The organism is Kordiimonas lipolytica, assembly GCF_001550065.1.
On record NZ_LRUB01000002.1, the window covers coordinates 128788 to 151919 of the forward strand.

Genomic DNA, 23132 nt, shown 5'->3' on the forward strand with positions numbered 1-23132 from the left:
GTTCCTCAAAACCGGCGTGGGGCAGGGTGCGCCCTTAGGCCGGATCGTCGCTTTTCATCAGATCGTCGAATTCCACGCTTTGGCGCGTCAGCGCAGCCGTTGCGGCCTTCATCAGATCTTCGCCAAGGAGCATCCCGCTGTTCCAGGTGGCGACATAATCAAGGCCGTCCGCAACCGAATGATCCCGTGCATGATTGAGTACAGCTTTTGTGCCTGCAACCGCAAGAGGACTTTTGGAAGCAATTTCTTGCGCGATCCGTAAGGCCTGCTGGTGCAAGTCGTCACGGTCTTTCGCGATATGATTGAGGAAACCTAACCTGTGGGCTTCGTCCGTGTGCATCTTGCGGCCCGTGTAGGCCAATTCCTTGACGATGCCGAACGGGAGCACGTGCGGGGCACGCTGCAGCGTGCCCACATCCGCCACGATTCCCACGTTGATTTCCTGGATGGTGAAATAGGCGTCCTCAACCGCCAAACGGATATCGCAGGCGGTGATCACATCCACGCCCGCGCCGATGCAGGCACCGTGGACAGCGGAGATTACAGGCACGCGGCAAGTGTCAATGGCGGTGAAACAGTCCTGCAGCCAGAGGATATGACGGCGGAGCTTTTCACGGATGCGCGCGGGGTCGCCTTCTGTTGCCCCCAGCACCGCGCCGCTTTCCTTCAGGTCCAGCCCAGCGGTGAAATGCTTGCCGTTGCCGGACAGGATCACTGCCCTTACGGAAGGGTTTTCATCAAGCTCGCGGAAGGCTTTGCCGATCTCGCCGAACATGGTGCCGTTCATGGCATTAAGCTTGTCTGGCCGGTTGAAGGCCACATGGGCGATATGGTCCTTGATCTCAACAGTGATGGTTTCAAACGTCATGCGTGGCTCCTCCCGGCTGTTCTGCTCCATTATATTGGGCGAAACAGCCGGGGGGCCACCTTGCTGCCGTGATTTTTTACCGGTAGAGCGCGACCAGCTCTTCGAAGCTTCCGGCCTTGGCCATATCCTTGCCGATGCGGCCTTTCTGGAACCAGTTGTTCGCGAATTTGCGGGCCTTTTTGTCTTTGATGTGCATATCCAGATGGTCTGCGACAGACTGCATATCGGCATAGCCGACGCTCAGGTCCGCGCGCATACTGCGCACCAGGGCGAAGAACTCGTCGCGGCCGAGGAGTTCATCTAATACATTGAAGGTAAGTGTGCTGACGGTATTGATCTTGCTGTCAAATCCTTCAACTGCATACTCGGTCAAAGGTGTCTTTGAAAACATTGGGTCTTTGGACGCGAATTCTCTGACGGATCTGTAAGCGCCTTTTCTCAAGTGCGGGAGGGCGACCTCTTCATTCAGTCGAATCTGAAGATACCGATCAATCCCAACAGCCCAATGATCCTGCTTGCCTCTTGGGTTCAAACGCCATAGGTCGATCAAGTTTGATCGTACAAATCCTTCGGACAGGTGACCAGTGACACCATTGGCCTGAAAGATATCGTCTGTATTGTCTTCAATTGGATGGACCCGTCCTGTTTTTTGCGCCAAATCAGGGACATTGATCTGATCCAGAGTTAGCAGGGCAAGGCCGGTGTCGCGCGGGTGTTTAAATCCATCGGGGATTTCGGCGATTGTAAGGTGTTTGGAATTTGGCAGTGGACCCAGAATATTCGACAGGCTCGATATTTCCCTTTCCAGAGATACGGCCACAGCTGCTGCAGATGATTGGTCCATAGTCATATACGCCAGGCTTGCCGCTGGTTGCGGCATGAACTTATAAGGCCCTATGGCGAGTGTCATCAGGCCGGTGGGTTGCTCGCTTTTCATTTCGAACTTGGTGATGTCGCCATCGGTGGTTTTCTGGGCAATCTTCAGGTTGCCGACCACGGAGTTCAAGCCGGGCACGTCAAGGAAGGCGACCTGATAAAAGGGTTTGTGGGTCCACGCCTCTTGGATGGACAACCTATCTGCGTCTGCGAACACAGGATAGCCGAAGCTTTGGGCGCGGATCATGGTGAAATCTGGGTGCAGCGTTTCCTTGACCCCCACGAGGCCGGTCTGCGAGAGGTCCTGCAGATACCCGCGGTAATGCACTACGATCTCCAAGCGGCTTTCACCCTTGCGCAGCGATTTTGGCAGGGTCACCTCGGCGACGTTCAGCTCTAACGGACGCATACCCGTTGCGGACGCAACCCGGCTGGTCAATTTGAGCGTCTTGCCGCCTGGACCCACAACTTTGTCGAATTGCAGGCCGGGGTTGAGAAGGAGGGAGATCTTGCTTACCGGCGTGTCGCCAATGTTGCGGAAGCTGACCTGATAAGCCCCCACCATCTGGCCGTCAGGTGCCTCTTCCGCGAAATGGAACTTGGCCACCAGTGTGGCGTTCAGAAGCTCGATATCGCTTTCCGCCCTGGCGCTGACAGCCCCCAGCAACAGCAACAATGCCCCAACCAACAATCGCATGATGTTCCCCAACTTCATTAACGTAATAGAATAACATAATGATAATTGGAGGGAAGGATCAAGCTAAAAAATGCGGGTGGTTGCCCTGGGGTCAGTCCGGTGCGCAGAAACGGGTGATCAGCGTATCGCCGATCTCGGCTGCCGCTTCCACGTGCGCGATATCGATATTCAGGCCAAAAAGCACCATTACGATGTGCGTGGTGTCTTCCGTCACCGCCGTGCGGGCGCTGTCGGAAAAGGGGGTGCCGAAGGGGCCTTTGTCGTCCTTCAGGACCGGTAGGCCCTCAAGGTTGATCGGCCCGCGGCCGATGCCTTCGTATGTGTCGCCTTTCGCACCGATGGTCAGCGTCATATCGCCATCGATTTTGGCGGTGTCATAGATGCCGATCGGGATGCCGGTCATCAGCGACACAAGGTTGCCGCTGTCGACCACATTATTGACCTGATATAAGGGCTTGCCCGCGATCACTCGGCGGGTCAGGGATTCAGATGACGGGCGGTAGCGGCTCGGGTCCTTGCCGCAGGCCTTGAAGGCGGCTCGCACGTTCGCGATCACCGGGTCGCTCGCCGCCGCTTCGCCCAAAAGTTCCTGCAGCCGCATCTCTGCGCCGTCCTCAATGGAGGTAACAAGGCCCGGCGGTGACGGCCGCACAGCGACATCATAATCAAGCGCGCCCACATGGACGGCAAAACCAAGTTCCTGAAACCGGGGATCGATGGATAGCTGCGGCATAATATACTCCCTGACTACCTCCATCTTAACGGGCGGTTTCCGTAAAGGCCATAATCTCCGCAGCACAAATTTCCGGCCGCGTGTGGGCTCAGATTTTGGCCCATATCCGCCGGTGAAAATAGAACCAGGCGCCCCAAAGGGTGGCCGAGAGCGTAAGCGCGGCATAGATGGCGGGCATGGGGTCATCCACCGTGCTGACTGAACCGGCATAGGCCGCGATCAGGCAATAGGGGACGGTGCCCAGCCACCATGCTGTCAGGAAGCGGCTGAAGCGCATCCGCGTGATACCCGACATGCAGGCTGACACTTCCGGGATGATGGGCATGGCGCGCCCGATCAGGATCATCAGGAAACCGTGCTTCTGGAACATGTCCTTGGCTTCAGCCACTTGCTGTGGGTTTCGGGCAATGCGCGCGAGAAGCTTGTCGCCATACAGGCGGCTCAGGCCGTGGCCCGCTATGCCTGCCAACGTCAGGCCGGTGATAGACGCCATGCTGCCGACGCCAAAGCCCAGAAAATAGCCCGCGAGCAGGCATAGCGTCAGGGTTGGCATGGCGATGAACAGGTCTGCAAACAAAAGGGCGGCGATGATGGCGGCGACAAGGCCCGGCGACAGGTTCGAGGCGGCATCAAGCCAGCCTTCGATCTGCGCGACAGAAAGAATGCCAGTGGCTTTCAGCACCACAAATGTTGATGCGAAGGCGAGCGCCAGCATCAGGAATATTTTCACAAGGGCTGCCATGTCATGCTCCCTTCAGGATGCGTGCGGCCAGTGCCGGGCTCAGGCGGCGGATGAACATCAGCAATTTCACTTTGCCAATGAAGTTGTCCGGAGTCCCGCGCTCAAGCCCCTTTAGGATGCCCTGCGCGGCCTCCAACGGGGATATCTTGCCGCTGCCCCGGCCTGTGGTCATGGCCGTGTCAACAAGGGGCAGGAAAGCCTGCTGAATCTCAACCCCCGTGTCTTCAAGCTGATACCTCAGCGACTGCGTCAGGATGTTGAGCGCGCCTTTGGTGGCGCAGTAAACAGCAGAGCTTTTCTTTGGTACCAAGCCGAGGGCTGAGTTGATATTCAGGATGCGGGCGTCTCCTGCGGCCTCAAGGCAGGGCAGCAGGCCATGGATCAGGTAGCAGACGCTGGTGAAATTGGTCGTGACCTCTTCCGCGATGGATGCTGGGTTGAAACCCGGGTCCGTGAACAGGGGCGTATGCTGGATGGCGGCATTGTTGATCAGGACATCAATTGGCCCCAAAGTTTGCAGGTGCTTGATTGCGGCGCGCAAGGCCTGAAGGTCTGTAAGGTCGGCGCGGATGGTCGTAACATTTGGCGCGGCCTGTGCCAGTTTCTGAAGTTTCTCTTTGCTACGGCCCAGTACGATCACCTGGTTTTCATGGCAGAGCATCTCCACAAGCGCGCGCCCCACGCCCGACGTGCCGCCCGTGACCAGAATCCGCTTATCCTTCAATTGAAATTGCATTTTCGCCTCGCTTGTTCCTTATTTGTGTGCGGACCATAAGGCGCGGCCAATGGGGCGGCATTAACCTGGGTTAAGAGGCGATGGATTTTTCCGAATTCCTGAATGAGCATGCAGAGACGCGCCAGTTTGTGCGGGGTGACCATGTCTTTCGGCAGGGCGACGCGGACCGCAGCCTTTATTTCGTGAAGGCGGGTTTCCTCAAGGCCTATTACCTGACAGAAAGCGGTGGGGAGCAGATCAAGTCTTTCATGGATCAGGGCAAGGTGATCGGCAGCCTGACGGCAGCGGTTGCGGCGGAACCCAATACCTTCAGCCTTGTGTGCCTTGAGGATTGCACATTGATGCGCTTCTCTTTTAGTGCCCTGCGTGAGAAGGCAGCGCATTCGCCCGCATTATCAGACATGGTGACCGGCCTGCTCCTGGAACTTGCGATGAAGAAAGAGCGCCGGGAATATGAACTTCTGTGCCTGTCGGCCGAGGAACGCTACCGACGCCTGCTAAAGCGCATGCCTGAGCTGACGTCACGCGTGCCCCAGCAGGACATCGCGCTTTATCTTGGCATCACGCCTGTGGCCCTTAGTCGGATCAAGAAGCGGCTTGCTGAACGGGGCGCGACTTAAAGAGGCTGGCGATGCAGGCTCGGCGCGCGCTGTTCGATCTTGCCGTCTAGATACATATCGACAATCCGATCACCGTACACTTCATAGACCATCCTAAGGTGTTCGGGCCTCCAATCTCCGGATGGCCAAAGCTTGCCGGATGTCTTGTGGTCTTTTTTGGCAATCTCGTGCCCGGCCGCGAGGCGCGCGACAAGCGCAGGCAGGTCGGCTGCCAGGCTCAAAACGGCGCGACAGGCCAGGTCATGCAGGCCATCGCCGCGAACCAGTTCGGCGACGCATTGGTGAACTACGGCACCAGCGTCCAGTTGGTTGGTCAGATCATGCAGTGTCATGCCGGTCATCTGCGGCTCCAGCATGTAACTGGGCCAGAAATGAGTAATAGCGCCCTTGTACCAGGGGGACAGGCCGCCATGGATGTTCCAGCGCTCGCTCGTGGCACAAGCCAGCGTTTCGTCCGACAGCTTGTGGCAGCCATAGGACAACAAGAGATCGGGTGCCTGCTTCTTGATGAAAGCCTGCACTTCTTTGCTATTACAGTCGGCCGGGTCAATGGACATCAGCGGCACATCGGGCCATTCGGCCAGGCCGTAGAACTTTTCTTCGCTGGCGATATGGCGTTCGAAATGCGTTCGGTACAGGGCCTGCAGGTCGGGTGCGAGATCTTCCGGCGGCTCCGGCAGGAACAAGGCGCGCTCCTCGCGAATGATGGCTGCCAGGTGGCCGGTGGCGGCTAGGGTGCGAGCCATGAAGGCGTGACGCCTGTGATTGCCGGTGAAGAAAACGATTTTCATCAGACAGGGTCCTTCTGGTGATAGGAAATCAGCTTTTCTTCTTCCAACCGTTCAATGATGCCCTTCAACTCGCCAATGCTGCAACCGCACTTGTCGGCAATTTCCGCAAGGGAGGTTTGCCCGTCCGCCATATTGAGAACCCACAGAAGCCGCTCCAGGCTGGTTCGACCGTCTGACAAGGCATCGTTTGAATCCGATCGTGTCTTTTCGGAATTCATGTTGGGGTAGAGATTACGTTTCCCAAGCTGTGGTTCGCCAAAAGGCGAATGATTGACCGGGTTGCCAGCAATCTCACCAAGTGACAGGAAGTGTTCTAGCGCGTCAACGCTTTCCACAAGATTGTCGATGCCCATGAAGTCTTTGGTGTCGTGCGAATTGTGGTAGCCGTCATAAAATCCATATGCTGCGCGTGCCACCTGTCCCATCGGCAGGTTAAAGCCGGGCGCACAATATTGCCGTTCATCACTGCCGCCGGTGGGGGTGAAATCCATATAGCTGAATGGCAAAGGGCCTTCTTCTTTCCCATTCGTGAAGCGCATGGCCAACGAATCAAAAAGGCTGTTGCCGCGTCGGCTGGCCTTATAGCGCAGGCCGGGTGCGCCGCCGCCGATACAGGTCACAATCAGGCCCGCTTCCAGCTTTTCCCGAAGGTGGTTGTGATAATCATAGAGGAAGCAAAGAGACCCGATGGTCTCTGGATTTAGCACGAAGCGATAGCTATAGCGCCGCTTGGGCCAAGCCTTGATGCGGCGATAGAGTGCGAGAAGCGTCAGCGGACCGCTCAGCTCATTGTTGGCCAGCGACGGGTGGCACAGATAGCTTGTCAGCATGATTTCCCTGTCGCTGTCGCCGGGCAAAACGCACGTGGCGTAGGGAACGCCGCCGTCCTTGAAGTCGCTCTCGATCAACACACGGTACTGGCCGGGCTGCAACGATTGCCGCGTCTCGTGGCTCATGCAAAAGCCCCAGGTGCGCTTATAGTAGCTTGTCACATACGGGATGGCGTCGGGAAGATCGGGCAGGCTGTGGAGATGCGGCTCTAGTTCTTCAAGGCTGAAGGTGCCGTCCACCGGCTCCGCATAGTTCACGACCGACAGGTTGTTCACCTCTGTGTCGCATAGAAGCGTGCCGTCGGGCGCCCAAAGGCGGGCTCGCTTGCAGTGCCACTCAGGCGGCACCGTCCAGTCGAACACCTCCGAACCGGTAGGAATCTTTTTGACTTCCAGGGGCATAAATTGCCTGAAATAGTCGATGGACGCCTCAATTCCCGGCCCGGTGATCGAACGGAAAAGCGGAAAAAGGTGGTCGAAACTCTGGTCAAGGAGGTCGAAATCCGTCTGAAAGCGGTCAAACATGCAAGAAGCCTACACTCAAATTTCTGAAAAATATGGTTTTCTTCGATCTAAAGCTCAGCAAGCACCATGCCAACGATGTCGTAAGGTCAAAACAAACAACTAACAGGGCTGTCCTTCCCTAGGGCTCACTTTGTCTGAATGGCGGCCAAAAACTCAGAGAAATGGGGCCGATTATGCTGGTATGTACCGTTTATCCCCATATATGCGACGCCGATAACGCCATTCGATGTAGGCCAAGATACAAATTCTTTGTGCAAAGCTGTGGCCTCATCCAGAATATGATCGCTGGTAAGTGGTGTGCTTGGGATTTTCAGTTTGGTTGTCCCAGCGGACATTCCAAATTGCTGCGTCCAGAAAGACTTGAACTTTTCTTCGTCAGAATCTGCGGTGTAGATAAGCATCAGGGTCGCTTGTGAATGCCCGTCTTTGCCTTCATGGTGCGCCGAGCCCGTGGATATAATCGCCAATTGGGTCTGTTGGCCATTGTTGGCTGTGAAATCGCGCAAGTCGCCAACCATAAAATAGTAAGGAACTCGCGTATGCCATGCTCCTGTTTTGGAGCCAACTTGAAGCATGCCATTTTCAAAGGTGAGAGTGAATGAATCTGGTACATGGCGAGAAGAGGGGATTGGTCCCATCTTCAATGGCTTGACTGCTTCATAAACCATAGACCCACCATAAACACCTAACCGCTCCGCCCATGAAAAGAGCGTGGCCAATATAAGGTCCGGTTCGCCTATTGGTGCGGTTGCAACCCCGCCATATTGGTTCTTATTGTGAGAATTGATCAGGTAATACAGGTGTTCACGAATTTGGGGTAGGCGATCTTCTGAGATTCTATCAATGTTTGCGTTGAGCCAATTATTGAGTTTCGCTGTGTAAACTGCGACCTCGGCCTCAGAATAAATTGCTTTGAGCGGTGTTATAGCTGTGTAGTTAATTTGTTCTAGCGAGGCAGGGTTTTGTGTCGCGGTGGCGGGCGAGTTTGTGATCAGAAAACCGGCGATCAGAAAGAGCAAGAATTTCATTATTTCCCCCATGGTTTCCAGCACGCTAACAAAAAGGGGCCGCCTAAGCGACCCCTTTGATACTCGATACAGCGCCAGAAACTGACATTTAACTGGCTGATCTGTTTTACGCAGCCTTGGCCGGGATTTTCCCGCGGCTGTCGCCCTTCGTGTAGAAGGTCTCGCCCTTGTCGGCCATGTCGCGCAGAAGCTGCGGCGGCGTGAAGCGGGCACCGTAGGCTTGCGCCAGGCGGTCGGCTTCTGCCACGAACTCATCCACGCCCATGGTGTCGATGAAGCTGAACGGGCCGCCGGTGAAGGGCGCGAAGCCCCAGCCGAAGATGGCGCCGATGTCGCCCGAGGCCGTGTCGCGCAGGACGCCTTCCTCGAAGCAGCGCGCGCATTCAACAGCCATGCGCACCATCAGGCGGGATTTCACCTCGTCAACGCTTGGCTGGTCGTCCGCCAGCGGGAAGTGCTCGGCAAGGCCAGGCCACAGGTGCTTGGGGCTACCGTCGGTCGGATAGTCATAGGCACCCTTGCCGTTCTTGCGGCCGAAGCGCTCCAGCTTTTCCACCATGGTTTCAACGAACCCGTCAGCAGGGCTTGGGACATATTTGTCGCCAAGGGCTTTCCTTGTCGCCATGCCCACTTTGTAGGAAAGGTCGATCGCCACTTCGTCGCCAACCGCCAGCGGGCCAACCGGCATGCCGGCCATCTTGCCTGCGTTCTCGATGAGCGCCGGGTTCACGCCTTCCTTGACCATCGCATAGCCTTCCTGCACGTAGGTGCCGAAGCAGCGGCTGGTGTAGAAGCCGCGGCTGTCGTTCACGACAATCGGGGTCTTCTTGATCTGGGAGACATAATCGAGCGCGAGCGCAAGCGTTGCGTCGTCGGTCTTTTCACCCATGATGATCTCAACAAGCGGCATTTTGTCCACCGGCGAGAAGAAGTGAATGCCGATGAACTGGTGCGGGCGGGTGAAGTTTTTCGCCAGGCCCGTGATCGGCAGTGTGGAGGTGTTCGAGGCGAACACTACATCCTTGCCGATAACCGCTTCGGTCTTTTCCGTAACGTCCTTCTTGATGTCTTCGGCCTCAAACACGGCCTCGATGATCAGGTCGCAATCCTTCAGGTCGTCGTAATTGTCGGTCGGGATGATGCGCTCAAGAAGGGCGTCGCCCTTTTCCTGGGTTACCTTGCCGCGCTCCATGCCTTTCTTGACCAGGTTGCGGCTATAGTCCTTGCCTTTTTCAGCAGCGGCCATGTCGCGGTCCAGAAGCACCACTTCCATGCCGGCTTTTGCGGAAACATAGGCAACACCTGCGCCCATCAGGCCCGCGCCCAGCATACCAAGGCGCTTCACTTTCTTGCGCTCAAACCCAGCGGGGCGGAGCGAACCCTTTTCAACGGCCTGCTTGTTGATGAACAGGCTGCGGATCATGTTCGGTGCCACAGGGCCCGAGAGGAGCTTCATGAAATATTTGCTCTCGATCCGGATTGCGGTGTCGAAATCAACAATGCCTCCTTCATAAAGGCACGAGAGAATCGCTTCCACAGCTGGGTAGTTGTGCTGTGTCTGCTTTTGCGCCATGGCGTTCGCGCCAATGAAGGTCTGAACGGCCGCCGGGTTCATGGCACCTGCACCGCCCGGATATTTGAAGCCTTTCTTGTCCCATGGGGCAAGCGCGGATGGCGTTTTCTTGACCCATTCCTTGGCCTTAGCGACAACCTGGTCGGTGGGCACCATTTCCTGAACGATGCCAAGGCCCATGGCGATCTGGCCATTATATGGCTTGCCGGTGGTGATGGCTTGCGCCGCTGCCTGAATGCCCGTCAGGCGTGGCAGGCGCTGAGTGCCGCCAGCACCAGGCAGCAGGCCAACCATCACTTCTGGGAAGCCAAGTTGCATGGCAGGGGTGTCGGAGATCACGCGGTGGTGGCAGGCAAGCACCAGCTCGAACCCGCCGCCGAGCGCGAGGCCGTTCACGGCTGCTGCGAAAGGCTTGGTGCCTTCCTTCATCAGTACCTTGCGGTCTTTGTCGCCAGTTTCCATTTTGCGGAAAATTTTGTTCAGACGGAAAGCGTTCTCAAACGCCTGCTCAGGCGTCTGGTTGGCGTCCGCGCTGCCGAGCATATTGAGGTCAGCGCCAGCGAGGAACGCATCCTTGCCGGAGGTGATTACAGCGCCCTTGACGTTTTCGTCGGCCAGCACTTTGTCCACACACGCGTCCAGATCTTCAATGAGTTGCGCGTTGAAAACATTCATGTTGGCGTTTGGCAGGTCGATCGTCAGAAGCGCGATGCCGTCGCCGTCTACTTCATAGCGGATGGTCTCAGTCATTGGTTTAAACTCCCCTTGCGCTTCTTAAACACGTTCGATGATGGTTGCGGTGCCCATGCCGGCGCCGATGCAAAGTGTTGCGAGCGCGGTGGATTTGCCGGAGCGCTCCAGCTCATCGAGAACCGTACCCAGGATCATTGCGCCGGTCGCGCCGAGCGGGTGGCCCATGGCGATTGCGCCGCCGTTCACGTTGATGTCGCTATGGTCGATATCCAGCGCTTCCATGAAACGCAGAACAACAGACGCGAAGGCTTCGTTAAGCTCCCACACATCAATATCGGATTTGTCCATGCCGGCGCGCTTAAGGGCTTTCTGGGCCGCGAATTCAGGGCCTGTCAGCATGATAGTTGGCTCAGAGCCGATAGACGCCATTGAACGGATGCGGGCACGAGGCTTCAGGCCGAACTTCTCCCCCATTTCCTTGCTGCCGAGAAGGATAGCAGCGGCACCGTCCACGATGCCGGAAGAGTTGCCCGCATGATGCACGTGGTTGATGCGCTCATACTCAGGGTATTTCTGTAGGGCCACATTGTCGAAGCCGAACTCGCCCATCTGCACGAAGCTTGGCTTCAGGGCGCCAAGGCTTTGCATGGTTGTCTCTGGGCGCATGAACTCGTCATGGTCCAGCACAGTCATGCCGACAACGTCCTTGACCGGCACGATGGACTTGGAGAAACGGCCTTCGTCCCAAGCCATTTTCGCACGCTTCTGGCTTTCAACAGCATAGGCATCTACGTCATCGCGGCTGTGGCCGTATTTGGTGGCGATAAGGTCAGCCGAAACACCTTGCGGTACGAAATAGCTGTGGAAAGCGACAGATGGGTCAACTGGCCATGCGCCGCCGTCGCTGCCCATAGGCACGCGGCTCATGCTTTCGACACCGCCGCCGATGGCCATGTCGGCCTCGCCTGACATGATTTTTGCGGCCGCGATGTTGGTTGCTTCAAGGCCAGAGGCACAGAAGCGGTTTACCTGAAAACCAGCTGTCGTCTCAGCGTAACCTGCGTTGATCGCGGCAACGCGGGCGATATCCGCCCCTTGCTCACCTACAGGGGAAACACAGCCAAAAGCGATGTCATCCACATTTTCAGTGTCGATCTCGTTCCTGTCACGCACCGCCTGCAGAACCTGTGTCGCCAGCTGGATCGGTGTGATTTCGTGAAGGCTGCCATCCTTGCGGCCACGGCCCCGTGGCGTCCTGACGGCATCATAAATATAGGCTTCGGTCATTTTGGATTAACTCCCCTTGGATCCCTATGCTTAGAAGTTCGCTGCGTCGAGCGCCATGACGTCGTCGGCGCCAGTCTCAAGCTCAGCGAGCAATGCTTTGATCTCTGGCATGCGGCGCTTCATATAGTAGCGACCCGTGGCCAGCTTGTTCTCATAGAAGGTAGGATCGGATGTGCCCGCGTCCAGCGCATCAGTGGAAACTTTTGCCATCTGGGTCCACATCAGGCCCAGAAGCACATGACCAAAGAGGTGCATGTAAGGCGTGGAGGCGGCCCCGGCATTGTCCGGGTTGGCCATGCCGTTTTGCATCAGCCACATGGTGGCTTGCTGAAGGTCTTTCAGGCCAGAGCCAAGCGCGTCAGTGAATGGACGCAGGCGGTCGTCGCCCTTGGCGCTTTCGCGGATTTCACCGGCATATTTGAAGAAGGCCTGCATCGCGCGGCCACCGTTGGCTGGCAGCTTGCGGCCCACCAGGTCAAGCGCCTGGATGCCGTTTGCGCCTTCATAGATTTGTGCAATGCGGGCATCGCGCACGAACTGTTCCATGCCGGTTTCAGCGATATAGCCATGGCCACCAAAGATCTGCTGGCTGGACACGCAATACTCAAAGCCGCGGTCGGTGAAGACGCCTTTGATGATTGGCGTCAGGAGGCCGATCATATCGTCCGCCCATTGGCGCTCTTCTTCGGTTTCGGCCTTGTGCACAAGGTCAACGAGCAAGCCACACCATAGGCTGGCGGCGCGGGATGCCTCATTGAACGCCTTGGCGTTCATCAGCATGCGGCGCACGTCAGGATGTACGATAATCGGGTCCGCCGGGCCGTCCGGGTTCTTCGGCCCCGTGAGCGAGCGGCCCTGGATGCGGTCGCGGGCGTATTCAACAGCGTTCTGGTAGGCGACTTCAGAGTTCGCAAGGCCCTGCATGCCAACGCCGATCCGTGCTGCGTTCATCATGATGAACATGGACTTCAGACCCTTGTGCGGCTCGCCGATCAGATAGCCTTCGGAGCCCTCATAGTTCAGAACGCACGTGGAGTTGCCGTGAATACCCATCTTTTCTTCGATGGAGGCCACATTCACATTGTTGAATTCACCCGGCGTACCGTCTGCGTTCAGCTTGTATTTCGGCACAATAAAGAGGGAGATACCCTTCACGCCCTTCGGGGCATCGGGCAGGCGCGCCAGCACCAGGTGGATGATGTTTTCCGCCATGTCGTGGTCGCCGGCGGAGATGAAGATTTTCGTGCCGGAAATGGCGTAGGAGCCATCTGCATTGGGCTCGGCTTTGGTGCGCAGCATACCCAGGTCGGTACCGCAGTGCGGTTCCGTCAGGTTCATGGTGCCGGTCCATTCGCCGGTGATCATTTTCGGCAGGTAGGTCTGTTTCTGTTCGTCCGACCCGTCGATGCTGATCGCAGCTTGCGCGCCGGCGGCCAAGCCTGGATACATGGCAAAAGCGTGGTTCGAGCTGATCATCATTTCTTCAAAGCAGAAGCCCAGCACATGCGGCATGCCCTGACCACCATATTCAGGGTCAGACGTCAGGCTTGGCCAGCCGTTCTCAATGAACTTCTGATAGGCTTCCTTGAAACCCTTGGGCGTGGTGACAGAGCCGTCTTCATGACGGGTGCAGCCTTCGCGATCGCCGGAATAATTGAGCGGCTGAAGCTCGTTCTCACAGAATTTGGCGCCTTCCTCAAGGATGGCGCTCACAAGGTCTGGGGTCGCTTCCGAATAGCCCGGCAGGTTGGAATATTTGCCGATATTCAGCACTTCATTCAGGATGAAGAGCTGGTCTTTCACAGGGGCGCGATAGATTGGCATTTTAGGTCCTCAACTATGTTGTGTGTTCTGATGAATCGATGAATGTCTGTTACGGCTGATATTTACCGAGCGGTTCACCGGTGTCCCGGCGTACCCAAAGGCCGCGGTCCTTGTCGCGGACCAGATTGGAGATCAGCTCGCTGAATTCTTGAAGCTCCTCGATGGTGGCGTTGATGTCGTCCCGCTGGGCTTCCAGTGCGCGAATACGCTCGCGGCAGCGCTCAGCCGTCACGGCGCGCTGGGTCTCGCGGCCATCGCCGACATTGTAGAGATCAAGCATCTCGCCGATCTCTGACAGTGAAAAGCCCACGCGCTTGCCGCGCAAAATCCAGGCAAGGCGCACGCGGTCCTCAGCGCTGTAGATGCGGTTCTGGCCCTGGCGCTCGGGCGAAATCAGGCCCTGGTCCTCATAGTGACGAAGCGTTCTTGGCGTCACGCCGAAGTCGCAGGCCAGCTCTTTGATAGAGTATGTTTTTGGCTTGTCTGCAGGCATGAAAGGTTCCCTCTAATGTGCCCCATTAGATAGTTGACGTTTACGTTAACGTCAACCTTGATCCGATCACAATTGCTAGACTCTTGGAAATCCTTTATATTTTCTGGACGCATGAGTTTGATTTCGGCCGAAATGGTATATTTCAATGGCTGAAGAAGGTGCGACTCGAGGCCTTGGGGGAGGCTTTGGCCGCAATAGCCTGCGAAGGGGAGAGAAAATGGCACCAAAATTTGACAGTTTCCGGGAGTTTTTCCCTTACTATCTGGCCGAACACGCCGACCCGGTGTGTCGGGCGCTCCATTATATGGGCACAACATTGGCGACACTGGTTTTGCTTTATGCCCTTTACAGCCAGAATTGGTGGCTGCTTCTGGTGGTGCCGCTGTGTGGCTACAGCTTTGCCTGGGTTGGCCATTTCGTGTTTGAGAAGAACAAGCCTGCGACATTTGATTATTGGAAATGGTCCCTGATCGGGGACTATAAAATGTACAGCCTTTGGATCACTGGAAGGCTTGGCCCGGCACTTGAAGATGCGCTTGCACAGTATGGTCGCCGCAACAGCAAAGGCGTCACTGGCGCGTAAAGGCACATAAAGGCCCTATTTCGTTAGGCCTTTGTTTGCATTTTACAATTAGTTTCGGTAGGTCTTAGCCTTAAGTCGTCCGCGGTCCATCTTTTGGAATCCGAAGCAGCATGCCTCTGTATCTACCCATTGCAGAACTGTCGATGAATGTCTTTGTTGTCATGGGCATGGGCGCCCTTGTGGGCCTTTTGTCCGGCATCTTTGGCGTGGGCGGCGGCTTCCTGATGACACCGCTACTGATTTTCGCAGGCGTGCCGCCGGCCGTTGCTGTGGCGACCCAGTCGAATCAGATTACCGCAGCGAGCGTATCGGGCGTGATTGCTCATTGGCGCCGTCAGGGCGTCGATGTGAAAATGGGCGTTGTGTTGATTGCGGGCGGCGCGGTGGGCGCTTTCATCGGCGCTGAAATCTTCACCTATTTGCGATCGCTCGGGCAGGTCGATCTGATGATCTCGATCGCCTATGTAGTGTTCCTCGGGCTCATTGGCGGCCTGATGTTCTGGGAAAGCATGCGGGCGATCATGCGCCAGCGGCGCGGCTATGTGCCGCCGCGGAAACCCCGCGAGGAAAGGCACAAGGCCTGGATTCACGCGCTACCTTTCAAGATGAGGTTTCGCAAATCCCGGCTCTATATTTCGGCGCTGCTGCCGCTGTTGATCGGCTTCTTTGTTGGTGTGCTTTCAGCCATCATGGGCGTGGGCGGCGGTTTCGTGATGGTGCCCGCCATGATCTATATCCTTGCGATGCCAACCAACGTGGTGATCGGCACCTCGCTGTTCCAGATCATATTTGTGACGGCCCTGACCACCATTTTCCATTCGGTGAATACCCAGACGGTGGACATCTTTCTTGCGATCCTGTTGCTGCCGGGGGCCGTGATCGGCGCCCAAATCGGCGCCCGGATCGGTATGAAGCTGAAAGCTGAACAGCTTCGCGCGCTTCTGGCGCTGATGGTGCTACTTGTGTGCGCAAAGATGGCTGTGGCGCTGGTGGTTGAACCGCCAGAGCTTTATTCGGTCGCAGACCTCGAGGAAATCGGGGAGCGGCACTGATGGCGATCAGGAAGGCAATGGCCCTCATGTTGCTGCTTGGCCTGGCACTGGTGCCAAGCTCATCTGCGCATGCCCTGGTGACGGATCTATCGAACAAGCGGATCGAAATTCGCTACAGCTTCTCTGGCGCCGAACTGATCCTTTTCGGCGCTGTCGGGTCCACCAACATTGATGTGCGGCAGGAAGACTATGACGTGGTCATTGTGGTGCGTGGTCCTGAAGCGCCTGCGGTTGTGCGCAAGAAGGCCAGGGTAGGCGCCATCTGGGTCAACGCAGATGATATGCGCTTCCCAAGTGCGCCTGGTTATTATGCGGTGGCGGCCACGCGCCCGCTCAATGAAATTGCCAATCCGGTTGCTTTCGCGTCATACGGCATTGGTTTCCATAACTTGCCGCTGGTGGCAGACAGTGGCAATGGCCTGATGATGCCTGATCCAGAATTTCGCGAGGCGCTTTTCCGTCTCAGAAGCGGTGATGGCCTTTACCGGCAGGAAAAGGACGAAGTCGCGATTATCGGCCAGGGTCTGTTTCGCACCAATGTGCACCTGCCCGCCAATGTGCCGGTTGGCGAGTTTATTGTGGAAACCTTTATTTTCCAGCACGGTAGCATGCGGTCCAGAAACCGGATCAGCCTGACTGTGGACAAAGAAGGCTTTGAGCGGGCGGCCTATAATTTCGCTCACGGCTATCCCTTCTGGTACGGCATTGTGGCCGTTATTGTGGCGCTTGCTGCCGGTTGGCTTGCTGGTGTGCTGGGCAAGAAATAGAATTTTCATGAGCCGCGCGAACAAACTTTTTTTCTTGCTGTTGCTGGTGATTACGGTTGCTGGAGTATCACACTGGCCCTCTGTTTGGTTTGCGGTTTTTTGCTTCTTTGCGTGGGCGGCACTGTTTGCGCGTCTATATGCCGAGCAACAGAAAAAATGCCCGGCTTGTGGGCTTGAGGTTTACAAAGATAAGAACGGTATCTTGCACGCCTGGAACAAACGCTTTGCCTGCCCCCATTGCGGCGCAAAGCTATAGCGATTAACGCTCGCTACTGCCTTTCCTGATCTCAAATAAATATTTGTCACCTTCAACGCGTGCCATCACCAGTGTATGGCCAGCCATTGAACAAAAGGCTGGCATATCCTGAACCACGGCCGGATCAGTTGCGGTCAGCAGCAGCATATCGCCGGGGGCAAGATCATCCAGCTTTCGCCGGGCGCGAAGGATCGGCATCGGGCATAACATGCCTGAAACGTCCAGATGAGCTGCGAACCGTTCGTCGGTATCATCCATTATTCATAACCCTAACCCAATGGGTGACAGGATCGCCGCGGTTTAACCGGGCGCTACCTTGGCTTTGAGTTTAATGGCCATTTCTCAATAGCGCGTTAACAGGCGCGCTATATAGAAGCCGGGCGGGGGTATGGCAAGGCGGTCTTCGCCGTTTGATGAGGTCAGTCTTCGAGAATGCCAAGGCGAAGGGCGCTTGGTAGGATCTCGCGGGTGGAGGTGACCTCAAGCGCGTCTTTCAGTTCCTTGATGTGAAAGGAGACCGTTGGTGCGCTGACGCCAAGGCGTTCGGCGATCTGGCCGTTTGTAAGGCCCGCGTTCAGTTGCTGCAGGACTTCGAGCGGGCGTCCCTTGATGCCGACGCTTGCGGCACGCTCGGTGCGCTCCAGCGGCTGATAGAAGGTGTGCATATAAAGGCTTGCCAGATGCACCTCGTCGCCGTGCATTCGCATGATGTTCTTGAGGTCACCAATCCGCTTTTCGCAGTGCAGTGTCACTTCCCCATGGCCGCGCCCAAACGGATGCCTGAGCGGGAAGCCGACGGCAGAAAAGATGCCATAATGCTCGGCTCGTTGCAGAATGAAATCGAAGCCTTCGAAATTGGGATCGCGAGGGTCCAGAAGGTCGCGCGCCATGTAAAGTGGCTGCATGGACCGGCGTTCGATCTGGTGGATCATCGGGTCCACCTTTTCGTATTTGCGGCTCAGATATTCCTCGACGCCTTCTTTGGGCATGCTGGTGATCCAGGTTCTGCCTGCCAACGACACCCGGACGTGTGTATCTTTGCCGTTTTCAGTTACAATTCGGGAATTGATGGGTGCATAGCTATAGCCATAAGTGGCGCATTTAAAGCCACGCTCGCCAACAAAATCAAGAAACAGCTGCCATACATCATGGCTGGTATCGACCGCCTCCAGTTGGCCGATCAGGGTGCTGACACTTTCCACAAAAGAGTCTCCGTTTGGTGATCGGTATTGCTTTATTATTTGTAACAATGAGCAGAACAGCCGCCAATTAAACGAAATATATACATTTCACCGAACAATGTCGCCCCTTGATCGTGATTATTTCTGGTGGCCATAAATAAAGCCCGCCCTGGGTGAGGGCGGGCTTTTACCGGGTTGGGTGTTCCCGGTAAAACGGACGGAACGGTTGGGTGCCGGGTGCTGAGAGATGTTCCGTCCGCAAACTCAAAACTGAAACTGGTGCCTAGTGAACAACGGCCCGGTTGGGTTTGAACGAACCTGCTGCGATCGTGGTCAGATGCTCATGAATCGATAGCCACAGGTCGAAACCCTCGTCGTCACCAATTGCCTTCATCTTGGAAAGCGCCTCATCCGCATAGTCGAGCGCCTTGGGGCCCAAATTCTTCAAAAGGTTCTCGGCGACGAGACCAAAATAAAAGTTTGGGTCGAATGGCTGGGACTGTTGCATCTGATTAACTCCTCGAAGCGGCGTTTGAAACTTGCCCTCCTTATGAGCAACAGGCGTGCCAACTTTTGGCCTTTAGGGTTTTCAAGGGGTTGGGGGGATATGCCCGCTATTGTGTCACCCGTCAGGCGTGAGAGCGGACAAAGCTGCCGGGTGAAAGCTGCCGCCTGTTGGTAAGGCTTGCCGTGTCAAATTGGGGCAGGAGGGTGCTTGCCCGTTCAGGCCTCAAGCAGATGCAGTAGTGCTGGCGCATGGCGCCACGGGTCGGTTGCCTGAATACGGGGAATAGTCGCAACCGGTAGGTTGGTCAGGCCCTCGATCTCCTCTGCCGTCTCGGACAGGTCAGGGTTGTCATAGATCGTGCCGGGCGCGCTTTCACTGACAATGATACCCCGCACCTTTAGCCCGCGCGCCTGCATGGCCTCCACTGTACTGATGGTGTGGGAAATGGTGCCCAGGTAACTGCCGACCACCAGCAGGCTTTCAAGCCCAAGGTCCGCGATCCAGTCGGCCACAAGCCGGTCGCCGGTGAGCGGCACAAAAGATCCGCCAACGCCCTCGATAAGCGTGAAAGTATCAGCCTCAAGGGCTTTCCTGCATGTGCTGATCACGGCATCATATTCAAGCGTGCGGCTTTCTGCCTTTGCCGCCATCGTAGGGGCCAGCGGGGCCTTGAAGCGGAACGGTGAGATCTGGTCCAGCGTGTCGGCGTGGATGGGCAGTCCAAGCGCTTTGGCGATCACAGCCGTGTCGCTTTCAGCCATGGTGTTGTCGTCAAAGCCGCTGATAATGGGCTTCAGGGCTGTCAGATCCATGCCCATTTCGCGGGCCTGATGGCACAGTGCTGCGGTCACAAGTGTCTTGCCGATCTCAGTGCCGGAGGATGTGATGAAAAGTCCAGCCATATCAGTCTCCCAAACCAAGTTTTTTGCATACGGCAATCAGCCTGTCGACGTCAGCATCCCGGTGGCTCGCGGAAAAGCTGAACCTGAGCCGCGACGTGCCTTCAGGCACAGTGGGCGGGCGGAAGGCGATCACCTTGAAGCCTTCAGTGGCCAGTGCGTCGGATGCCCCTAGCGCGTCAGCCTCTGTACCAATCACAAGGGGAACGATGGGCGTGTCGGGTGCTGGAAGGCCAAGTGCAGCCGCAAAGGTTCGCGCCAGTTTGACGGGGCGCGCGACCTTTTCCTGGTCGTTTTCGATGAGTTCAAGCGCTTTCAGGCTGGCACCAACGGCGGCAGGCGGCAGGCCCGTCGTATAGATGAAAGACCGTGCGCGGGTCTTGATCAGGTCAATCACAGGCTTTGATGCAGCCAGGTATCCGCCGTACGAGCCAACAGCTTTCGAGAGCGTTCCCATCTGCAGCGGCACCAGGCCTTCAGCGCCAGTGGCGTGCATGGACCCGCGCCCGCCACCGATGGTACCCAGTGCGTGGGCGTCATCTGCCAGAAGCCAGGCATCATGGTTTTGTGCAAGCAGGCCAAGTTCCTTCAGGGGGGCGATGTCGCCGTCCATGGAATAGACGCCGTCCACAACCATTAGGCAGCGGCCATGAGCTGCTCTGTGCTCCGCCAGCAATTCTGCCGCGTGGCCCACGTCATTATGGCGGAAGAATTTCACGGTGGCGCGTGAAAGCTGGACGCCCGCGTGGATGCAGGTATGCACCAGCTCATCTGCGATGATCAGGTCTTCCTTGCCCACAAGGGTTGGGATAATGCCCACGTTCGCCAGATAGCCTGACCCGAACACGGCAGCATCTTCTGTGCCTTTGAGGGCAGCGATCTTCTGTTCCAGTTTGCGGTAAAGCGGGTGATTGCCGGTCACGAGGCGGCTGGCCCCGGCCCCGGCCCCGAACTGGTCTGCGGCTGCCTTGGCAGCGTCGATAACGTCTGGGTGGGTTGACAGACCCAGATAGTCATTGTCCGTGAAGCTGATAAGCGGCGCACCACCATCAACTGAAAGCGCCATGGCCATGGACCGCGCCGTGTCCACAAGCGTGCGCCGCTGGTTTTTTGCTTCAAGTGAAGCCAGCTTTCCAAGGGCAAAATCTGACAGGCTGTCTGGCATGGCGGGGTGGGGCTTTTTGATCTGTTGCATGGGGGCTGACTTAAGGCCTGCGGAAGGCCCAGTCAATGCCCGTTTTTCCTTGACTTCCCAGCCTATCCCTTCACATTAGCGCCCGCAAAAAGACCACCCGCACACAGGCGTGCGGCAAGGAGAGAAACGCATGAACGCCCCAGCTAAAATCGACACTCAGGACGCCCCGATCCGCCATGACTGGACACGGGAAGAGGTTATGGCCTTGTTTGAAAAGCCGTTTATGGATCTGGTGTTTGAGGCCGGGCGTGTTCACCGCCTTTATCATGACCCCAACAAGGTGCAGCTTAGCCAGCTGATTTCGATCAAGACGGGCGGTTGTGCCGAAGATTGCGGCTATTGCTCCCAGTCAGCGAAGTACAAGAACGGTACCGGCCTTGACGCGACCAAGCTGATGGAGGTCGAGCGCGTGGTGGAAGCCGCGAAGAAAGCAAAAGCCGGTGGTGCGTCACGCTACTGCATGGGGGCGGCATGGACGAGCCCCAAGGACCGCGACATGGACACCATTGTCGCTATGGTCGAAGGCGTGAAGGAATTGGGCATGGAAACCTGCATGACACTGGGCATGCTCTCCGATTGCCACACAAAAAAGCTGAAGGACGCGGGCCTCGATTACTATAACCACAATGTGGATACGTCCGAGGAATTTTACGGTGAAATCATTACAACACGGACCTATCAGGACCGCATCGATACACTGAATCGCGTCCGTGAGGCGGGAATCAATGTCTGCTCCGGCGGTATCGTCGGCATGGGCGAGCGCGTTGAAGACCGTGCGGGTATGTTGCAGACGCTCGCGAACCTGGACCATCACCCGGACAGTGTGCCGATCAACATGCTGGTGGCTGTGCCGGGCACGCCGCTTGAACATGTCGAACGGCTCGATCCGCTTGAGTTCGTGCGCACCATCGCGGTCGCGCGCATCATGATGCCGAAATCTGAGGTGCGGCTTTCTGCAGGCCGTCAGGAAATGACGGAAGAGGCGCAGGCGCTGTGTTTCCTCGCGGGCGCCAGCAGCATATTCTATGGCGAGCAGCTTTTGACCACGCCGAACCCGGAAAACAACAAGGATATGGCCCTGTTCCAAAAGCTCGGCCTCAGCCCGGCATAAGATGACAGGCCAGCCAACATGGTTTGACGAGGGTATCGGGCATATATGGCTGCCCTATACCCAAATGAAAACCGCTACCCCACCGCTGCCGGTGAAGGCGACAAACGGCGTGCGGATCACGCTTGAGGACGGGCGCCAACTGATCGACGGCATCTCCAGTTGGTGGGCTGCGGCGCACGGCTATAACCACCCGCATATCATTGAAGCCATGAAAGCCCAGCTGGATACCATGCCGCACGTGATGTTTGGTGGTTTGGTGCATGAGCAGGCGCTGAAGTTGTCGAAGCGGCTGGCCGATATGCTGCCGGGGGACCTGAACCGTGCATTCATCGCCGAATCCGGTTCTGTGTCGGTCGAGGTGGCCATGAAGATGGCGGCGCAATATTTCATGAACCGCGGTGAAAAGCGCACCAAGTTTGTTCATTTTCGCGGCACCTACCACGGTGACACGCTTGGCACCATGGCAGTGTGTGACCCGGAAGAGGGTATGCACGGCCTCTTCAAAGGCATGCTGGCGGAAAACCTGCTAACGGATTTGCCGCGCACCCCGGAAGATGCCGAACGCTTCGCCGCCTTCCTCAAGGTGAATGCCCCCGACGTGGCCGCGGTTATTACAGAGCCACTGGTGCAGGGTGCGGGCGGCATGGTGTTCCACACGCCTGAAACGCTCAAGTGGATCCGTATGGCGTGCGATGCAGCGGGCGTGCTGATGATCGTGGACGAGATTTTCACAGGCTTTTACCGCACAGGCACCCGCTTCGCCATCGATCAGGCCGACATCGTGCCTGATATGGTAACGCTGTCGAAAGCCTTGTCTGGGGGTGTGGCGCCGCTCAGCGTCTGTGTGGCCCGGGACGCAATATTTGATGCCTTCTATGACGACGATCCGATGAAGGCGCTGATGCACGGGCCCACCTATATGGCGCATGCGCTTGGCTGTGCGGCGGCCAATGCGTCGCTTGATCTGTTCGAGCGGGAAGATTACGCCGCGCGGGCAGAAGCTATCCAGCATCAGATGATGGCGGAGCTGGCGCCGTGCGGGTTTCTGGACAATGTGAAAAGCGTGAGGGTGAAGGGTGCCATCGGTGTTGTGCAGCTTGAAGACGCGTCAGGCATTGAAGCGCTGAAGCCGAAGTTTGTGGCAGAGGGCGTGTGGATCAGGCCTTTCCGCGACATTGTCTATCTGACGCCGCCACTTATCATTGAGCCGGCGGACTTAACGAAGCTCACCGGCTCAATCTACAAGGTATTGTCTGAGGTTTAA

Annotated in this window: 24 protein-coding genes; 7 read left to right on the forward strand and 17 right to left on the reverse strand. The window is 56.9% G+C overall.

Annotated features, from left to right (window positions below; all coding sequences use genetic code 11):
• Nucleotides 1–34: 34 nt before the first annotated feature.
• The 5 genes from KORM41_RS00665 to KORM41_RS00685 all read right to left on the reverse strand — a co-directional run bounded on the left by KORM41_RS00665 (nt 35) and on the right by KORM41_RS00685 (nt 4652).
• Nucleotides 35–868, reverse strand: a complete 834-nt coding sequence (locus KORM41_RS00665) for a crotonase/enoyl-CoA hydratase family protein (RefSeq protein WP_068143335.1) — start codon at nt 866–868, stop codon at nt 35–37.
• Between the two features lie 76 nt (nt 869–944).
• Nucleotides 945–2441, reverse strand: coding sequence for a hypothetical protein (locus KORM41_RS00670; protein WP_068143336.1), 1497 nt, complete (start codon nt 2439–2441; stop codon nt 945–947).
• A 91-nt stretch (nt 2442–2532) separates the two neighbouring features.
• Entirely contained in the window at nt 2533–3174 is a 642-nt protein-coding gene (locus KORM41_RS00675) for a B3/B4 domain-containing protein (RefSeq protein WP_068143339.1), read from the reverse strand.
• Nucleotides 3175–3262: 88 nt separating this feature from the next.
• Nucleotides 3263–3916 (reverse strand): TVP38/TMEM64 family protein, encoded by a 654-nt coding sequence (locus KORM41_RS00680; protein WP_068143342.1) that lies wholly within the window; start codon nt 3914–3916, stop codon nt 3263–3265.
• 1 nt (nt 3917) lies between these two features.
• On the reverse strand, nt 3918–4652 hold the full coding sequence (locus KORM41_RS00685; protein WP_068143345.1) for an SDR family oxidoreductase: 735 nt from the start codon (nt 4650–4652) through the stop codon (nt 3918–3920).
• 80 nt (nt 4653–4732) lie between these two features.
• On the opposite strand from KORM41_RS00685, the gene KORM41_RS00690 reads away from it, so the two are divergent.
• Nucleotides 4733–5272 (forward strand): Crp/Fnr family transcriptional regulator, encoded by a 540-nt coding sequence (locus KORM41_RS00690; protein ID WP_068143347.1) that lies wholly within the window; start codon nt 4733–4735, stop codon nt 5270–5272.
• Here KORM41_RS00690 and KORM41_RS00695 read toward each other — a convergent pair.
• The 7 genes from KORM41_RS00695 to KORM41_RS00725 form a co-directional block, all read right to left on the reverse strand.
• Complete coding sequence (locus tag KORM41_RS00695; protein WP_068143349.1) at nt 5269–6063, reverse strand: formyltransferase family protein; 795 nt, start codon at nt 6061–6063, stop codon at nt 5269–5271. The genes KORM41_RS00690 and KORM41_RS00695 overlap by 4 nt on opposite strands.
• The gene (locus KORM41_RS00700; RefSeq protein ID WP_068143351.1) at nt 6063–7418 is read right to left on the reverse strand and encodes a DUF4910 domain-containing protein; all 1356 of its coding nucleotides are present in this window, start codon (nt 7416–7418) and stop codon (nt 6063–6065) included. Before KORM41_RS00700 ends, KORM41_RS00695 begins: the two co-directional genes overlap by 1 nt.
• Nucleotides 7419–7543: 125 nt before the next feature.
• A complete protein-coding gene (locus KORM41_RS00705; RefSeq protein WP_068143353.1) occupies nt 7544–8446 on the reverse strand; it encodes a hypothetical protein in 903 nt (300 codons plus the stop codon).
• Between the two features lie 106 nt (nt 8447–8552).
• On the reverse strand, nt 8553–10769 hold the full coding sequence (locus tag KORM41_RS00710; RefSeq protein ID WP_068143355.1) for a 3-hydroxyacyl-CoA dehydrogenase NAD-binding domain-containing protein: 2217 nt from the start codon (nt 10767–10769) through the stop codon (nt 8553–8555).
• A gap of 24 nt (nt 10770–10793) precedes the next feature.
• Nucleotides 10794–11999 (reverse strand): acetyl-CoA C-acetyltransferase, encoded by a 1206-nt coding sequence (locus tag KORM41_RS00715; RefSeq protein ID WP_068143357.1) that lies wholly within the window; start codon nt 11997–11999, stop codon nt 10794–10796.
• Nucleotides 12000–12029: 30 nt separating this feature from the next.
• Nucleotides 12030–13823 (reverse strand): acyl-CoA dehydrogenase C-terminal domain-containing protein, encoded by a 1794-nt coding sequence (locus tag KORM41_RS00720; RefSeq protein ID WP_068143359.1) that lies wholly within the window; start codon nt 13821–13823, stop codon nt 12030–12032.
• Nucleotides 13824–13872: 49 nt separating this feature from the next.
• A complete protein-coding gene (locus KORM41_RS00725; protein ID WP_068143362.1) occupies nt 13873–14316 on the reverse strand; it encodes a MerR family transcriptional regulator in 444 nt (147 codons plus the stop codon).
• 217 nt (nt 14317–14533) lie between these two features.
• On the opposite strand from KORM41_RS00725, the gene KORM41_RS00730 reads away from it, so the two are divergent.
• From KORM41_RS00730 to KORM41_RS00745, 4 genes are all read left to right on the forward strand, one after another.
• Complete coding sequence (locus KORM41_RS00730; protein WP_068143364.1) at nt 14534–14899, forward strand: DUF962 domain-containing protein; 366 nt, start codon at nt 14534–14536, stop codon at nt 14897–14899.
• A gap of 110 nt (nt 14900–15009) precedes the next feature.
• Complete coding sequence (locus KORM41_RS00735; RefSeq protein ID WP_068143367.1) at nt 15010–15951, forward strand: sulfite exporter TauE/SafE family protein; 942 nt, start codon at nt 15010–15012, stop codon at nt 15949–15951.
• On the forward strand, nt 15951–16718 hold the full coding sequence (locus KORM41_RS00740; RefSeq protein WP_068143368.1) for a TIGR02186 family protein: 768 nt from the start codon (nt 15951–15953) through the stop codon (nt 16716–16718). Before KORM41_RS00735 ends, KORM41_RS00740 begins: the two co-directional genes overlap by 1 nt.
• 7 nt (nt 16719–16725) lie before the next feature.
• Nucleotides 16726–16974 (forward strand): hypothetical protein, encoded by a 249-nt coding sequence (locus KORM41_RS00745; RefSeq protein ID WP_068143370.1) that lies wholly within the window; start codon nt 16726–16728, stop codon nt 16972–16974.
• Nucleotides 16975–16977: 3 nt separating this feature from the next.
• Here the strand turns inward: KORM41_RS00745 and KORM41_RS00750 are convergent, their stop codons facing one another.
• The 5 genes from KORM41_RS00750 to KORM41_RS00770 form a co-directional block, all read right to left on the reverse strand.
• Complete coding sequence (locus KORM41_RS00750; protein ID WP_068143371.1) at nt 16978–17232, reverse strand: sulfurtransferase TusA family protein; 255 nt, start codon at nt 17230–17232, stop codon at nt 16978–16980.
• 161 nt (nt 17233–17393) lie between these two features.
• Nucleotides 17394–18176, reverse strand: a complete 783-nt coding sequence (locus KORM41_RS00755; protein ID WP_068143373.1) for a helix-turn-helix transcriptional regulator — start codon at nt 18174–18176, stop codon at nt 17394–17396.
• 262 nt (nt 18177–18438) lie between these two features.
• Nucleotides 18439–18663 (reverse strand): hypothetical protein, encoded by a 225-nt coding sequence (locus tag KORM41_RS00760; RefSeq protein WP_068143374.1) that lies wholly within the window; start codon nt 18661–18663, stop codon nt 18439–18441.
• A 215-nt stretch (nt 18664–18878) separates the two neighbouring features.
• The gene (gene bioD, locus KORM41_RS00765; protein WP_068143377.1) at nt 18879–19565 is read right to left on the reverse strand and encodes a dethiobiotin synthase; all 687 of its coding nucleotides are present in this window, start codon (nt 19563–19565) and stop codon (nt 18879–18881) included.
• Between the two features lies 1 nt (nt 19566).
• Nucleotides 19567–20757 carry an aminotransferase class I/II-fold pyridoxal phosphate-dependent enzyme gene (locus KORM41_RS00770; protein ID WP_197420910.1) on the reverse strand — a complete coding sequence of 397 codons (1191 nt, stop codon included), beginning with the start codon at nt 20755–20757 and terminating at the stop codon, nt 19567–19569.
• Nucleotides 20758–20887: 130 nt separating this feature from the next.
• On the opposite strand from KORM41_RS00770, the gene bioB reads away from it, so the two are divergent.
• Both bioB and KORM41_RS00780 read left to right on the forward strand, forming a co-directional pair.
• A complete protein-coding gene (bioB, locus tag KORM41_RS00775) occupies nt 20888–21868 on the forward strand; it encodes a biotin synthase BioB (RefSeq protein WP_068143379.1) in 981 nt (326 codons plus the stop codon).
• Nucleotide 21869: 1 nt separating this feature from the next.
• On the forward strand, nt 21870–23132 hold the full coding sequence (locus tag KORM41_RS00780) for an adenosylmethionine--8-amino-7-oxononanoate transaminase (RefSeq protein ID WP_068143381.1): 1263 nt from the start codon (nt 21870–21872) through the stop codon (nt 23130–23132).

Bases quoted from the DNA above. Each gene is read 5' to 3' on its own strand.
- bioB (WP_068143379.1), top strand. From the start codon at position 20,888: ATGAACGCCCCAGCTAAAATCGACACTCAGGACGCCCCGATCCGCCAT.
- KORM41_RS00695 (WP_068143349.1), bottom strand. From the start codon at position 6,063: ATGAAAATCGTTTTCTTCACCGGCAATCACAGGCGTCACGCCTTCATG.
- KORM41_RS00685 (WP_068143345.1), bottom strand. From the start codon at position 4,652: ATGCAATTTCAATTGAAGGATAAGCGGATTCTGGTCACGGGCGGCACG.
- KORM41_RS00725 (WP_068143362.1), bottom strand. From the start codon at position 14,316: ATGCCTGCAGACAAGCCAAAAACATACTCTATCAAAGAGCTGGCCTGC.
- KORM41_RS00715 (WP_068143357.1), bottom strand. From the start codon at position 11,999: ATGACCGAAGCCTATATTTATGATGCCGTCAGGACGCCACGGGGCCGT.
- KORM41_RS00780 (WP_068143381.1), top strand. From the start codon at position 21,870: ATGACAGGCCAGCCAACATGGTTTGACGAGGGTATCGGGCATATATGG.
- KORM41_RS00665 (WP_068143335.1), bottom strand. From the start codon at position 868: ATGACGTTTGAAACCATCACTGTTGAGATCAAGGACCATATCGCCCAT.
- bioD (WP_068143377.1), bottom strand. From the start codon at position 19,565: ATGGCTGGACTTTTCATCACATCCTCCGGCACTGAGATCGGCAAGACA.
- KORM41_RS00730 (WP_068143364.1), top strand. From the start codon at position 14,534: ATGGCACCAAAATTTGACAGTTTCCGGGAGTTTTTCCCTTACTATCTG.
- KORM41_RS00705 (WP_068143353.1), bottom strand. From the start codon at position 8,446: ATGAAATTCTTGCTCTTTCTGATCGCCGGTTTTCTGATCACAAACTCG.
- KORM41_RS00710 (WP_068143355.1), bottom strand. From the start codon at position 10,769: ATGACTGAGACCATCCGCTATGAAGTAGACGGCGACGGCATCGCGCTT.
- KORM41_RS00670 (WP_068143336.1), bottom strand. From the start codon at position 2,441: ATGCGATTGTTGGTTGGGGCATTGTTGCTGTTGCTGGGGGCTGTCAGC.
- KORM41_RS00750 (WP_068143371.1), bottom strand. From the start codon at position 17,232: ATGGATGATACCGACGAACGGTTCGCAGCTCATCTGGACGTTTCAGGC.
- KORM41_RS00735 (WP_068143367.1), top strand. From the start codon at position 15,010: ATGCCTCTGTATCTACCCATTGCAGAACTGTCGATGAATGTCTTTGTT.
- KORM41_RS00690 (WP_068143347.1), top strand. From the start codon at position 4,733: ATGGATTTTTCCGAATTCCTGAATGAGCATGCAGAGACGCGCCAGTTT.
- KORM41_RS00720 (WP_068143359.1), bottom strand. From the start codon at position 13,823: ATGCCAATCTATCGCGCCCCTGTGAAAGACCAGCTCTTCATCCTGAAT.
- KORM41_RS00745 (WP_068143370.1), top strand. From the start codon at position 16,726: ATGAGCCGCGCGAACAAACTTTTTTTCTTGCTGTTGCTGGTGATTACG.
- KORM41_RS00675 (WP_068143339.1), bottom strand. From the start codon at position 3,174: ATGCCGCAGCTATCCATCGATCCCCGGTTTCAGGAACTTGGTTTTGCC.
- KORM41_RS00760 (WP_068143374.1), bottom strand. From the start codon at position 18,663: ATGCAACAGTCCCAGCCATTCGACCCAAACTTTTATTTTGGTCTCGTC.
- KORM41_RS00680 (WP_068143342.1), bottom strand. From the start codon at position 3,916: ATGGCAGCCCTTGTGAAAATATTCCTGATGCTGGCGCTCGCCTTCGCA.
- KORM41_RS00740 (WP_068143368.1), top strand. From the start codon at position 15,951: ATGGCGATCAGGAAGGCAATGGCCCTCATGTTGCTGCTTGGCCTGGCA.
- KORM41_RS00770 (WP_197420910.1), bottom strand. From the start codon at position 20,757: ATGCAACAGATCAAAAAGCCCCACCCCGCCATGCCAGACAGCCTGTCA.
- KORM41_RS00700 (WP_068143351.1), bottom strand. From the start codon at position 7,418: ATGTTTGACCGCTTTCAGACGGATTTCGACCTCCTTGACCAGAGTTTC.